Raw genomic sequence first — 12,781 nt, forward strand, 5'->3', positions numbered from 1 at the left:
TGGCGATAACTATCTTGGCGGGGAGGATTTTCTCGATGCGCTGCAGGACGCCTGTCTTGGCGACCTGAAACTGCGCACCGATAGCTTTTCGCCGGTCGAACGCGGCCTGCTGCGCCGCCGCCTGGAACTGGCCAAGCGCAGCCTGAGCCAGCAACCCGAAGTAAGCGTGGAATGCCAGGCCGGCAGACATGAGATCAAGTGGACGATCGACCAGGACCGCTTTATCCACCTGGCAGAACCGCTGATGCAGCGCATGCGCATGCCGCTGGAGCGTGCCCTGCGCGATGCACGCCTGCGCCCCGATCAACTCGACGAAGTCGTGCTGGTTGGCGGCGCCAGCCGCATGCCCCTGGTCTCGCGCCTGATCGCGCGCATGTTCGGCAAACTGCCGCTGCGCCACGTCAATCCCGACGAAGCCATCGCACTGGGCGCATGTGTCGCGTCTGGCTTGAAGAGCCGCAATGCGAAGCTGGAAGAAATCATCCTTACCGATGTATGCCCGTATACGCTGGGCGTGGAAATTGGCCAGCGCGATACACAGGGGCATGTGCAGAACGGCTTGTTCTCGCCCATCATCCAGCGCAACAGCGTGGTGCCGATCAGCCGCGAAAGCAGCTATTGGCCGATGGTCGAACGGCAAGCCAAGCTCACCTTGAAAATCTACCAAGGCGAAAACCCGATGGTGGAGAACAACATCAAGCTGGGCGAGCTGGAAATTGCGCTCAACCCCACGCTTTCCATCGCCGACAACGAAGTGGTGGTGCGCTTCACCTACGACATCAATGGCGTGCTGCAAGTGGAAGCAACACCCAAGTCCAGCGGCATTCGTCACGAACTGGTGCTACAGCAGAATCCCGGCATGCTCAATGACGAGGAAATCCGCGCACGCCTGGCCGCCTTGTCGGCGCTGAAGATCCATCCGCGCGCCAAGCAGGAAAACATCGCCCTGCTCGCACGCGCCGAGCGCTTGTTCGAGGAACATCTCTCCGCCCGCCAAACGCTGCAGCAATGGATCGGGCACTTCCGGCAAGTATTGGAGGCACAGGACGAGCGGCTGATCGAACAACATCGCAAGAGCTTCAGCGATGCGCTCGATTCGCTGGAGGCACAACTTTGAACTGGGCGTTCGCGCTGCTGGGGCTCACTCCGGAGGCCGATGCCGCCAGCGTCAAGCGTGCGTATGCGCGCTTGTTGCGCACCACGCGTCCGGATGAAGACCCAGCGGCGTTTCAGCGGTTGCATACGGCGTACAAGATGGTGCTGGCGCATGTGGGTACGAAACCCACACCCACCTCTCATCCGATTGTCGCGGAAACGCTAGCCGCAAAGCCCCCCATAAACACGCAGAAGGATCCGGCGCCACCGCAATCCTCGCGCGCAGAAACGACTACGGTCGCGATGGCAGCGCCCACCGTTGACCTCGACGTACTGGCGGGCGAAGTCATCCATATGGCAATGCAATCGAATGACGGACAGATGCTGTCCAGCTGGCTGCATGCTCGCGAAGAACTCTGGTCAATTCAGGTCAAACAACAAAGTGGGCATCGAGTGCTGAATCGACTGTTTCAGCAGCCACGGGCGATATCCGCCGATTGCATGGATGCTTTATTGAGCTTTTTTGACCTAGATCATGTATTGGCCGGCATCAATCCTGTCGCAATACAAGCACTGCGCACCAAGCAGCGAACATTGTGGGAGATACTTCCTCGCAACCATCGCGAACTCGCACGGCGAATCGGGTTGATATGGAAAGTCCAACCTGAGGTCAATGCACTCGGAAAAGATATCGCCTTATTGCAGAAACCTCGAACCTGGCCGCGTGTATTAAGGGTTGCACTGCAGTTTGGCCGAGTCGGCGAGATCGGTCGTCTTGTGCACACGCTGCGGGGTCAGGGCAGCTTCAATGAGCTTCCACCATCGATCGACCGTGAGCACGCGTTCTTCTGGTCTCGCGCAGCGGCATCTGGCCTCGACATGACCTGGCAGCGCTTCATCATCGGCTTGATGCGCTCAGTACTTGCTTCGCTCGTGTGTGCAATAGGCCTCTTAGGCTTATTGATGGTCAGTAGCACGGAAAATCCTCCTACAGAAGATGACTGGATCCGCGCAACAAGCGCCTCCGCCAGCTTTGGCGCAGTAATTCTCGCCTTATGGCCATTGTCTGCATGCGGCGTATCGTTCGACCAATGGCAGGGGCAACCAGAATCCATGCCCGCTCGATGGCCATGGCTGCGTCGACTCACCATCCCTGGACTCTGTGCGATTGGGTATCTGTTGTACGAAGTCGGGGCTTCGTCACTCGGAGCTTGGTTGGTAGGATTGAGCTTCATCTTTGCCATACGTAAGTTCCGCCACAGAACAGCAAGAAAAAACAAGACACCCATGCGTATCGGCTCAATGATGCCGGCGTTCCTGTTTATCGCCATCATAATCGGCAGAGCACTATCGCAAGTGCACGATATCGGTAACTTTCCATTCATACCCGCAACGGCCCTCGCCACCTTGTGCGTCGTGATCGCCGACCTATGGCGCCATCGCGCACACCTGCATCCCAAACTTGCACGCAACTGACTTTGCATTCGCACATCGAAAGATGTGAACCAAGCGACACTTCCATCGATCTCAATCCGCAGCACCTTCACTCCCCGATGACGAAGGCGCACGCCACATAAACGGGCGTATCGCCTGCCATGCCACAGAAAGATTCCTGTCATCCGAACCCGCTGAGATGCGCGCCTTCGGCTAGCGTGCTGCACGCACCGTTGCATGGGGAAAGCCGGCCTGGCCGGGGCAGCCGAAGTGCCGCGTAGGGAGCGCGGTCGCGGATCAGCGCAGGGAGGGCGTTCTCATCTCACTCGACATAGGATCAAGTCATGAACATCCGTAGCAAACGTTCCAGCTTCGTCAAGGCCGCGCTGGCGGCGGCCTGTGTCTTCAGCTTTGCGGTGCCTGCCTTTGCGCAGGGTACGCAAACGCTGGTGATCGAGCCCGATCAGGGGCTTACCTCGATTTACAACCTGATCAATGCAGCGAAGTCGACCATCGACATGACGATGTACGAACTGCAGGACACCACCGCCCAGAATGATCTGTGCAATGCCGTTGCGCGTGGCGTGAAGGTTCGCGTGATCCTCGATGTGAATCTCGAAAAGAGCAACAACACCGCGGCCTACAACCAGCTCAAGAGCTGCGGCGCCAGCGTGACATGGGCCTGGACCCACTATCAGGCCACCCACCAGAAGACGATCACCATCGACGCCGGCACCTCCAACGCGCAGACGGCGATCATGACGCTCAACCTGACCAGCCGCTACTACAGCACCTCGCGCGACTTTGCCGTGATCGAGAACGACAGCAAGGACATCGCCGCCATCGAAGCCACTTTCAGCAAGGATTTCGCACACGCAAGCGTGACGCCTACGAACGGCGATGACTTGGTATGGAGCCCGACCAATTCCCAGACATCCCTGCTGAACATCATCAACAACGCGCAGACCAGCCTGCTGGTCGAAAACGAGGAGATGAGCGACAGCGCCATTGTCAATGCGTTGGCAAACGCTTGCTCCAAAGGTGTGAGCGTCAACATCGCGATGGTCAATGACGACAACGACTACGCCAGCGAATTTGACACGCTGACCAACGCGGGCTGCAACGTCAGCACGTACCCGGATACCAGCACCGGCTTTTATATCCACGCCAAGGCGATCGTGGCCGATTACGGCACCGCACATCAGGTTGCCTTTGTGGGTTCGGAGAACTTCTCCAGCGCATCGCTGACGGAGAATCGCGAGCTGGGTTTGACGACGACGAACGCCAGCATCATCTCCCAATTGGAAAGCACGATGAGCAACGACTACGCCGGCGGCACGCCCTGGTAACCGGCCTGGGCTACGTTCCACGTAATGATGGATGGCCTCCCCTGTACGCGACAGGGGAGGCTGAAATTTCATGCCGACTAAGGCCTAGAGCTGCATCAATGCCTGCGGGGACGAAATTCCAACGGCATGGCGTCTGCAGGCACACCAGCCGGCGGCTTCGGGCCACACGCGCCGCACGTGCTGCAGCCATCACTGCAATCACCGGTGGCTTTTTTAGGCTGCAAACGCCGCGCCAATGCGGCATGCCCACGCCGGCTGACATGCACCGATGCGGACACCAGCCAACGATTGGTAAGCTGCGGCGCCATCTTGCGAAACGCATACAGCGCGCTGGCCAGCACGGCCACGCCGATCACCATGTACTGAACGAGCAGACTCGCGTTCACACGAACAACCTCGCCACCTGATAAGTGATAAACGACGCCGCGTACGCCACGGCAAACATGTAGCCGAAGGAAATCGCTACGTTGCGCCAGGAGTTGGTTTCGCGGCGAATCACGGCCAGCGTTGACATGCACTGCGGTGCAAAGGCAAACCACACCAGCAGCGATAGCGCTGTCGCCAGCGGAAAATTGCCGGTAAGTGCATGCGCCAGTCCGCCATTCTGCGCATCGCCGCTGACAGCGTAGACCGTTGCCAGCGTAGCCACGGCCGTTTCACGCGCGGCAAACGCGGGAATCAGCGACAGGCTGATCTGCCAGTTGAAACCCAGCGGCGCAAAGATGTGCTGCAAGAAGCGACCGAGATAACCCGCAATGCTGTAGTTGATGGCCGGCCCCGTTGCGCCGGCTGGCGGCGCCGGGAAGCTGGAGATGAACCACATCAGCACGGTCAGCGCCAGGATCACACCGGTGAGGCGCTTCAAGAAGATGGCGCCGCGCTCGTACAAACCGATGGCCACGTCCCGCACCCTGGGCAAGCGGTAGGAGGGCAATTCCATCAGCAGCGCGTGTTCGCTCTTGTCGCGGCGAAGACGTTTGATCACCCAGCCCACCGTCATCGCGCCAACAATGCCGGCCACGTACAAGGCAAACAACACGACACCCTGCAAGTTGAACACTCCGAATACGCGGTACGCAGGAATGAAGGCGCCAATCAGCAGCGCATACACCGGCAGGCGAGCGGAACAGGTCATCAGCGGCGCCACCAGGATGGTGGCTAGGCGATCGCGCGGATCGGTGATGCTGCGCGTGCCCATGATGCCGGGAATGGCGCAGGCGAAGCTCGACAGCAGCGGAATGAAGGAACGCCCGGTCAGCCCCACCGACACCATCAGGCGGTCGAGCAGGAACGCCGCACGCGGCAGATAGCCCGACTCCTCCAGCATGAGGATGAAGAAGAACAGCACCAGGATCACCGGCAAAAAGCCCAGCACCGTGCCCAGGCCGCCGAAGATGCCGCTTACGATCAGGTCATGGATCGGGCCGGCCGGCAACACCACGGCGGCATGCTTGCCGAGCCACGCAAAGCCGTTGCCGATCAGGTCGCTCATCGGCTTGCCGGATGCGTAAACCGCCTGGAAGACCAGAAACATCACCACGGCGAGCGTCAGCAAGCCGAACACGGGATGCAGCGCCCAGCGGTCGAGCGCATCGTCGATGGCCGCAGTGGCGCGCGGCATCGTGACGGTAGCGGCCAGCAACTGGCGCACTTCATGGTGCAGGTTGGCGCGGCTGTCCGGATCGTCGGGCAAGGCGAGCGGCGCTTCCGGCAAGTCGCCGTCCACGCGTTCGATCAGTGTGCGCGTACCGCCGCGCTTCACCGCAATGGTTTCCACCACGGGAATGCCAAGTCGGCGCTGTAGTTCCGGCACATCGATGACGACGCCGCGACGGCGCGCCGCATCCATCATGTTCAAGGCCAGCACCACCGGGCGCCCCAGCCGCTTCACTTCCAGCACGAAGCGCAGATGCAGGCGCAGATTGGTGGCATCGGCCACGCAAATGATGAGGTCGGGCGCGGCTTCGCCGGGATAATTGCCTTCCAGCACGTCGCGGGTGATCTGTTCGTCCGGGCTGGCCGCGTCGAAGCTGTAGGTGCCCGGCAAGTCCAGGATCTGCATGACGCGGCCCGATGGCGCGGTGAATCGCCCTTCCTTGCGCTCCACGGTGACGCCCGCATAGTTGGCCACTTTCTGGCGCCCACCGGTAAGCTGATTGAACAGCGCCGTCTTGCCGCAATTGGGGTTGCCGACCAGGGCGATACGCAGGCTATCGGCGCTCATGCAACCTCCCGCACCGTAATCCGTGCCGCTTCGGCAAGGCGCAGCGCAAAGCGGGTCGAGCCGATCTGGATCAGCAGCGGGTCTGCGCCGACGGGTCCGCGCGCCACCAACTTGACCTGTTCGCCAGCCACAAAACCCAGGTCGCGCAGGCGTTGCGCGATCAGGTCATTGGCATGGGCATCTTCGACTCGTTCGACCACGGCGTTAGCACCTTTCGGCAAATCGGACAGGCGCACAGTTGTTACGCTTCTAAATAAGAATGGTTCGCATTGTAGCCTCTTTTTGCATTGAGCGTGCAGCTGGCGCACAGACCGCATCCTTGAGTTTTGTAACGGGCTGCCAAATAGTAGGATTAAGTCCTACTCCATCCACTCCCCGGGTAGAACGCCAATGCCTCGCGTCACCAGCAAACAGCTCAGCATCACCCTGCCCGTGGATATGGCCAACATGCTGCAGGCCAAAGTCGATACGGGCGAATACGCGTCCGTAAGCTCTGCCATTCAAGATGCCTTGCGGCTGGCACAGGCCCGCGACCGCGCCTTCGAAAATGCCATCGAAAACTGGCTGCGTACCGAAGTTCTGCCTGCCTACGATGAATTCAAAGCAGCCCCGGACAAAGGTCTCAGCCTTGATCAGGTACGCGAATCCATCACCCAGGCCCGCCGAGAGCGCGCAAAAAAGCGCCGGTGATTACACCGCTGTTCTGACCGCCAAGGCGCGTCGGCGCCTCATCGAACGGGACGCTTATCTGGAAAACGCTGCGCCCCCGGGGCTTTTTCCTCATCGCAGCACCAAGCGCGATGATCTCCATCCAGATTTGCGCATTACTCATTACAAAAGCAAAACCATCATCGCGTTCTTCGTTGATGAGGCAAAACGCACGGTACTGATCGCCGACATATTTCACGCTGGTCGGGACCATGAAACCGCCCTGCGGGGATAACGCCTCGATCTTTCCCAAGTATGAGCAGCTTGCTCTACGCTTTAGGCCATCCCTACTTCATGGACGGCCCCATGACCACCATCCAGATCGCCGACCACGCCGGCATCCGCGAACTCCGCTTGAACCGCCCGGACGTGCACAACGCTTTTGATGATCGGCTGATCGCCGAACTCACGACCGCCTTGCAAGATGCCGGCACCGATCCGGCCGTGCGCGTGGTGGTGCTGACCGGTGTGGGGGCCAGCTTCTCCGCCGGTGCGGACCTCAACTGGATGCGCAGCATGGCCACGGCCAGTGAGGCGGAAAACCGTGAAGATTCGCTGCGCCTGGCTGCCTTGATGCGCACGCTGCAGTTCCTGCCCAAGCCCACCGTGGCCCGCGTGAACGGGGCCGCTTACGGCGGCGGCGTGGGATTGATCGCCTGCTGCGATATCGCCATCGGCGTGGATACCGCCAAGTTCGGGCTTACCGAAGTGAAACTGGGGCTGGTACCCGCGGTGATTTCACCTTATGTGATCGCCGCCATCGGCATACGCCAGGCTCGGCGCCTGTTTCTTACCGGCGAAATCTTTGACGCGGAAACGGCTGCGAACATCGGCCTGTTGCACGAAGCAGTGGCCGCCGAATACCTGGACGACACGGTGCACTCGGTAATAAAGCAACTGGGCAAGGCCGGCCCGTCAGCGCAGCGTGAAGCCAAGCAGCTCGCTTTCGAGATGCATGGACTGACCCAGGCAACCGCCGAACGCCTCGACCAGGAAAACGCCGCGCTGATTGCACGGCTGCGCGTATCCGACGAAGGCCAGGAAGGGCTCGGCGCCTTCCTCGACAAGCGCGCCCCTGCCTGGAGTTAACGGCAGCGCTGCTGACGCCATGCTGGCAGCTGCGGTAAGTAGGCTGACATTTCTTTCCGCCCACCTGCTGTCCCTTTTCTGCGACCACGAGGCTTGCCATGAAACGAATTCTCAACATTGCCGATGTCGAACTGGAACCCCGTCCGCCCGCTTTTGCCGCCCACGGCGACGCCGCCCAGCGCTTCTATGCGCGGATGGGCCGCGTGTCCATGCAGCTCGGCGCGCAGAAGCTTGGCTACAACATCACCGCGGTGCCGCCGGGCAAGCGTGCCTTCCCGCTGCATAACCATCGCGTCAATGAAGAAATGTTCTTCATCCTGCAAGGTGAAGGGGAAATTCGCGTCGGCGCCGAGCGCCACCCGATCCGCCAGGGCGACATCATCGCCTGCCCGCCCGGCGGCCCGGAAAGCGCGCACCAGATCATCAATACTGGATCGGTGGAAATGCGTTATCTCGCCGTGAGCAGCAAGCTTACGCCAGAGATTTGTGAATACCCCGATTCCAACAAGTACGGGATCCTGGGTGAATTCGAGCCGGATGCCGAAGGCAAGCCGCAGATGATCCGCATCGTGATGCGGCAAGGGGATACGACGGATTACTGGGAGGGCGAGTAGTTTTTTGCGCCATCTCTCCGCTCCACATGCTGCGCCGCGCATCGGCCGCGTCACGCAATTCTGCTAGCTTTACGAGCTTTGCAGCTGCAAGCGACCGGTTTAAGGAACCCGCATGTTCGAGCGCGTACTGATTGCCAACCGCGGCGAGATCGCCTGCCGCGTGATCCGCACCTGCCGGCGGCTGGGCATCCACACCATCGCCGTGTATTCGGAAGCGGACCAGGACGCCCAGCACGTACGGCTGGCCGATGAAGCCTGGCCGATCGGCGGCCCACGCCCCGCCGATTCGTATTTGCGCGCCGACGCCATTCTGCAGGTCGCAAAAAAATCCGGCGCGCAGGCCATCCACCCTGGTTACGGTTTCCTTTCCGAAAACACCGCGTTCGCACGTGCCTGCACGGAAGCCGGCGTGAGCTTTATCGGTCCGCGTCCAGAGAGCATCGATGCGATGGGTTCCAAAGCCGCCGCCAAGGCATTGATGGAACATCATCGCGTGCCGCTGGTGCCGGGCTACCACGGCGATGACCAGGACGCCGGCCTGCTTGCCGAGCAGGCGCGCAAGACCGGTTTCCCACTGATGATCAAAGCCGCGGCCGGCGGTGGCGGCAAAGGCATGCGCATCGTGCGCGCGGAAAAGGAATTCGCCGATGCATTGGCATCCGCGCAGCGCGAGGCGGCCAGTTCGTTCGGCGATACGCGCGTGATTCTGGAACGCTATGTCGAGCATCCGCGCCATATCGAGTTCCAGGTGTTCGGCGACGCGCACGGCAACGTGATTCACCTCAACGAACGCGAATGCTCGGCGCAGCGCCGCTACCAGAAAGTACTGGAAGAAACGCCCTCGCCGTTTCTCAATGCCGAGCGCCGCAAGGCGATGGGCGAAGCGGCGGTCGCCGCCGCCAAGGCGGTGAACTACGTTGGCGCGGGCACGGTGGAATTCATCGTGGCCCAGGACGGCAGCTTCTATTTCATGGAAATGAACACGCGCCTGCAGGTGGAGCACCCGGTCACCGAAGAAACACTGGGCCTGGACCTGGTCGAGTGGCAACTGCGCATCGCTGCCGGCGAAGCACTGCCATTGCGGCAGGAGCAGATCCAGGCGCACGGGCATGCGATCGAGGTGCGCCTGTACGCCGAAGACCCGGACCAGAACTTCCTGCCCGGCTCCGGCAAGTTGCGCAGGCTGCGGCTGCCCGCACCATCGCGCCACGTGCGACTGGATGGCGGCGTGATCGAAGGCGATGCGGTAACGATTTTTTACGATCCCATGATCGCCAAGCTGATCGTGTATGGCGCCGATCGCACGCAAGCGTTGCAGCGCTTGCGCGAAGCCTTGGCCGAGTGCGAGATCGTCGGGCCGAAATCCAATATCGCGTTTCTCGAACGACTGGTGCGCCATCCGGTCGTCGTCGAAGGCCGGATCGATACCGGCTACCTCGATCGCCACCTTGATGAATTTCTAACCGGCGATGCGTCACCCTCTGAACATGTCCTGTTTGCTGCCGCTACTGCCGCGTTGCTTTGCGACGAACGCAAGCTCGTCGCGGCATCGGCGCACGGCAACGACCCGTATTCGCCCTGGTCGCGTGCGGATGCCTGGCGCGTCGGACATGCCGGCAAACGCATCGTTGCGCTTACCTTGCGCGAGCAGCGTTATGAAATCGAAGCGTTTGGTCACGACGGCGATTACCGCTTGCAATACGACGCCGCGCATTGCGACGTACGCGGCGCGCGCTTTGAAGGCGATACGCTCAGCGGGCGTTTCGGCGAGCACGGCGCGCGCTTGCGCATCCATGCCGATGAAGAACGCATCACCTTGCACGATGCCAACGGCCAGCGCCATGCCTTTACCCGCGCAGCAGCGTTTGCCTGGGAGTCCAAGGAAGGCGTCGGCGGCAACCAGATCGTCGCGCCCATGCCAGGGCGCATCGTATTGGTGAAGGCCAAGGCGGGTGATGCCGTGGAAGAAGGGCAGGAATTGCTGGTGATGGAAGCCATGAAAATGGAACTGGCCTTGAAGGCGCCACGCGCAGGTACCATTGATAGCGTAAGCGCAACCCAAGGCGAGTTCGTGGAAGCAGACGCTGTACTTGTTCGCTTTGCATCGTAACCGCCGGATTGCAGGAGCTTCGCATGAGCACCAATGATGTACGCATCGTCGAAGTCAGCCCGCGCGACGGCTTGCAGAACGAAAAGACCCTGCTGCCGCCGGATATCAAGATCGCGCTGATCGACCGGCTCTCCGCCACCGGCCTCAAGACCATCGAAACCACCAGCTTCGTCAGTCCGCGCTGGGTGCCGCAGTTGGCCGATGCCGCGGAAGTGTTCCACCGCATCCGCAAGGTGCCCGGCGTGAGCTATCCGGTGCTGGTACCGAACGAACAGGGCTATCGGATCGCGCGCCAGGCCGGCGCGACCGAGGTGTCGGTGTTTACGGCGGCGTCGGAAGCGTTCAACCGCGCCAATATCAACGCATCGATTGCCGAATCGCTGGAGCGCTTCCAGCCGGTGCTGGAAGAAGCCAACGCGGAAGGCGTGAAAGTGCGCGGCTACGTGTCCACCGCCCTGGGCTGCCCTTACCAGGGCGACGTGCCTGTCGCCAACGTGGTCAGCGTAGCCAAGCGGCTGTACGCGATGGGCTGCTATGAAGTTTCCGTCGCCGACACCATCGGCGTCGGTACGCCGTCGAAGGCACGCGCGATGCTGCATGCGGTGTCGCAGGAAATTCCCATGCACGCGCTGGCCGTCCATTTCCATGACACCTACGGCCAGGCGCTGGCGAACATCCTCGCCTGCCTCGAAGAAGGGGTCCGCGTGGTGGACAGCGCTGTCTCCGGCACGGGCGGTTGTCCGTATGCGAAAGGCGCCAGCGGCAACGTCGCCAGCGAAGACGTGGTCTACATGCTGCATGGCATGGGGCTGCAGACGGGCATCGACCTGGACATGCTCGTGGCCACGGGCGCGTGGCTTTCCGCGCAGCTCAACAAGCCCACTGCGAGCCGGGTGACGAAGGCGCGTACGACGGTGGCCTGATTGCCCGGGTAGTAAGCGGGGACGGTCATCCCAGCTTACGGCCGATGCACCCGCGGGCAAAAAACTGATAATTTCGGGCGCATGCCCAACCTCCTCATCCGCCCGATCGAGCCGCACGATAGCGCCGCCATCGCCAGCATCATCCGCACCGTCATGCCCGAGTTCGGCGCCGACGGCCCCGGCTTCGCCATCCATGATGCCGAAGTGGATGACATGCACGCGGCCTACACGCGACAGCGCAGCGCCTATTTCGTCGTGGCGCTCGATGGCATCGTGGTCGGCGGTGGCGGTATCGCGCCGCTGGATGCCGGCGAGGAGGATGTCTGCGAACTGCGCAAAATGTACTTTCTGCCCGAAGCACGCGGTATCGGCGCCGGCAGCGCCATGATCCAGCGTTGCCTGGATGCCGCACGCCGCTTCGGCTTCAAGCGCTGCTACATCGAAACGCTCACCGGCATGGATGCCGCGCAAGCGCTGTATCTGAAAAACGGCTTCAAAGCGTTGTGCGCGCCGATGGGCGGCACCGGGCATTTCGGTTGCGATCGTTTCTTCATCCGGGATATCTCATGATCCGCACCGCCCGCGCCGATGACGCCGAGGCCATTCACGCCATCTATGCGCCCGCCGTCATCGATACCGCCATCACCTTCGAAACCGAACTCCCTGGCGCGGACGCGATGCGTCAGCGCATCCTCACCCGCCTGCAGCATTACCCCTGGTTGGTATGGGAGGAAAATGGCGAAGTGCTCGCCTACGCCTATGCCACGCGCTTTCGCGAACGGGCGGCCTACGACTGGATTGCCGAAACCTCGATCTATGTGCACGCCGATGCGCGCCGCCGCGGCATTGCACGCAAGCTCTATGGCACGTTGCTGGATGTCATGCGTCTGCAAGGCATCAACCAGGCCGTGGGCGTCATCACCCTGCCGGGAAATGTCAGCGTCGCGCTGCATGAAACAATGGGTTTTATGCCAGCCGGCGTGTGGCGCAAGGCCGGCTACAAACTTGGCCGGTGGTGGGATGTAGGTGTCTGGCAGCACGAACTGCAAACGCCAACCAACCCTCCCATCGCGGTCACCGCTTTCTCCGCCCTGCCCATGTCGGCGTTGCGCGAACTGGAAATGTCCAGCTAGGAGCCTGTCGGACTTGAATTGGCCGGGCTGCAAATGCGCCTGCGCGGTCCATATGTCCGTCGATGCTTGACCCATAGAACCACTGTGGGCCGGCGCATCGTC

At 61.3% G+C, this 12,781-nt stretch carries 14 protein-coding genes; 10 read left to right on the plus strand and 4 right to left on the minus strand.

Annotation, left to right across the window (positions count from 1 at the left end; genetic code table 11):
- The 3 genes from VMA74_RS16085 to VMA74_RS16095 form a co-directional block, all read left to right on the plus strand.
- On the plus strand, positions 1–1,117 hold a 1,117-nt coding region (locus tag VMA74_RS16085), incomplete at its 5' end, for an Hsp70 family protein (RefSeq protein ID WP_325368762.1).
- Positions 1,114–2,571, plus strand: a complete 1,458-nt coding sequence (locus tag VMA74_RS16090; RefSeq protein ID WP_325368763.1) for a J domain-containing protein — start codon at positions 1,114–1,116, stop codon at positions 2,569–2,571. The genes VMA74_RS16085 and VMA74_RS16090, both read left to right, overlap by 4 nt.
- A gap of 302 nt (positions 2,572–2,873) precedes the next feature.
- Positions 2,874–3,878: a phospholipase D-like domain-containing protein gene (locus VMA74_RS16095; RefSeq protein WP_325368765.1), complete on the plus strand. Its 1,005-nt coding sequence runs from the start codon at positions 2,874–2,876 to the stop codon at positions 3,876–3,878.
- 95 nt (positions 3,879–3,973) lie between these two features.
- On the opposite strand, the gene VMA74_RS16100 is transcribed toward VMA74_RS16095, so the two are convergent.
- From VMA74_RS16100 to VMA74_RS16110, 3 genes are read right to left on the minus strand one after another with little or no spacing between them, the layout of a single operon-like run.
- Positions 3,974–4,264, minus strand: coding sequence for a DUF6587 family protein (locus VMA74_RS16100; RefSeq protein WP_325368767.1), 291 nt, complete (start codon positions 4,262–4,264; stop codon positions 3,974–3,976).
- Positions 4,261–6,102: a ferrous iron transporter B gene (gene feoB, locus VMA74_RS16105; protein WP_325368768.1), complete on the minus strand. Its 1,842-nt coding sequence runs from the start codon at positions 6,100–6,102 to the stop codon at positions 4,261–4,263. The genes VMA74_RS16100 and feoB overlap by 4 nt, the downstream gene beginning before the upstream one ends.
- Entirely contained in the window at positions 6,099–6,338 is a 240-nt protein-coding gene (locus tag VMA74_RS16110) for a FeoA family protein (protein ID WP_325368770.1), read from the minus strand. Before VMA74_RS16110 ends, feoB begins: the two co-directional genes overlap by 4 nt.
- 154 nt (positions 6,339–6,492) lie before the next feature.
- On the opposite strand from VMA74_RS16110, the gene VMA74_RS16115 reads away from it, so the two are divergent.
- Positions 6,493–6,792: a type II toxin-antitoxin system ParD family antitoxin gene (locus VMA74_RS16115; protein WP_325368771.1), complete on the plus strand. Its 300-nt coding sequence runs from the start codon at positions 6,493–6,495 to the stop codon at positions 6,790–6,792.
- On the opposite strand, the gene VMA74_RS16120 is transcribed toward VMA74_RS16115, so the two are convergent.
- Positions 6,752–7,063 carry a hypothetical protein gene (locus tag VMA74_RS16120; RefSeq protein WP_325368773.1) on the minus strand — a complete coding sequence of 104 codons (312 nt, stop codon included), beginning with the start codon at positions 7,061–7,063 and terminating at the stop codon, positions 6,752–6,754. The genes VMA74_RS16115 and VMA74_RS16120 overlap by 41 nt on opposite strands.
- Positions 7,064–7,116: 53 nt before the next feature.
- On the opposite strand from VMA74_RS16120, the gene VMA74_RS16125 reads away from it, so the two are divergent.
- The 6 genes from VMA74_RS16125 (at position 7,117) to VMA74_RS16150 (ending at position 12,679) form a co-directional block, all read left to right on the plus strand.
- The gene (locus VMA74_RS16125) at positions 7,117–7,899 is read left to right on the plus strand and encodes an enoyl-CoA hydratase-related protein (protein WP_325368774.1); all 783 of its coding nucleotides are present in this window, start codon (positions 7,117–7,119) and stop codon (positions 7,897–7,899) included.
- Positions 7,900–7,997: 98 nt separating this feature from the next.
- Positions 7,998–8,513 carry a cupin domain-containing protein gene (locus VMA74_RS16130; RefSeq protein WP_325368775.1) on the plus strand — a complete coding sequence of 172 codons (516 nt, stop codon included), beginning with the start codon at positions 7,998–8,000 and terminating at the stop codon, positions 8,511–8,513.
- A 112-nt stretch (positions 8,514–8,625) separates the two neighbouring features.
- Entirely contained in the window at positions 8,626–10,623 is a 1,998-nt protein-coding gene (locus VMA74_RS16135; protein ID WP_325368777.1) for an acetyl/propionyl/methylcrotonyl-CoA carboxylase subunit alpha, read from the plus strand.
- Between the two features lie 23 nt (positions 10,624–10,646).
- Positions 10,647–11,546 carry a hydroxymethylglutaryl-CoA lyase gene (locus VMA74_RS16140; protein ID WP_325368778.1) on the plus strand — a complete coding sequence of 300 codons (900 nt, stop codon included), beginning with the start codon at positions 10,647–10,649 and terminating at the stop codon, positions 11,544–11,546.
- 81 nt (positions 11,547–11,627) lie between these two features.
- Entirely contained in the window at positions 11,628–12,116 is a 489-nt protein-coding gene (locus VMA74_RS16145; protein WP_325368781.1) for a GNAT family N-acetyltransferase, read from the plus strand.
- Entirely contained in the window at positions 12,113–12,679 is a 567-nt protein-coding gene (locus VMA74_RS16150) for a GNAT family N-acetyltransferase (RefSeq protein ID WP_325368783.1), read from the plus strand. Before VMA74_RS16145 ends, VMA74_RS16150 begins: the two co-directional genes overlap by 4 nt.
- The last annotated feature ends 102 nt before the right edge of the window (positions 12,680–12,781 follow it).

The organism is Dyella sp., assembly GCF_035508675.1.
Lineage (GTDB): Bacteria > Pseudomonadota > Gammaproteobacteria > Xanthomonadales > Rhodanobacteraceae > Dyella_B.

Coding starts and splice junctions, on each gene's coding strand:
- VMA74_RS16150 (WP_325368783.1), top strand. CDS start 12,113: ATGATCCGCACCGCCCGCGCCGATGACGCCGAGGCCATTCACGCCATC.
- VMA74_RS16095 (WP_325368765.1), top strand. CDS start 2,874: ATGAACATCCGTAGCAAACGTTCCAGCTTCGTCAAGGCCGCGCTGGCG.
- VMA74_RS16140 (WP_325368778.1), top strand. CDS start 10,647: ATGAGCACCAATGATGTACGCATCGTCGAAGTCAGCCCGCGCGACGGC.
- VMA74_RS16135 (WP_325368777.1), top strand. CDS start 8,626: ATGTTCGAGCGCGTACTGATTGCCAACCGCGGCGAGATCGCCTGCCGC.
- feoB (WP_325368768.1), bottom strand. CDS start 6,102: ATGAGCGCCGATAGCCTGCGTATCGCCCTGGTCGGCAACCCCAATTGC.
- VMA74_RS16115 (WP_325368771.1), top strand. CDS start 6,493: ATGCCTCGCGTCACCAGCAAACAGCTCAGCATCACCCTGCCCGTGGAT.
- VMA74_RS16125 (WP_325368774.1), top strand. CDS start 7,117: ATGACCACCATCCAGATCGCCGACCACGCCGGCATCCGCGAACTCCGC.
- VMA74_RS16145 (WP_325368781.1), top strand. CDS start 11,628: ATGCCCAACCTCCTCATCCGCCCGATCGAGCCGCACGATAGCGCCGCC.
- VMA74_RS16130 (WP_325368775.1), top strand. CDS start 7,998: ATGAAACGAATTCTCAACATTGCCGATGTCGAACTGGAACCCCGTCCG.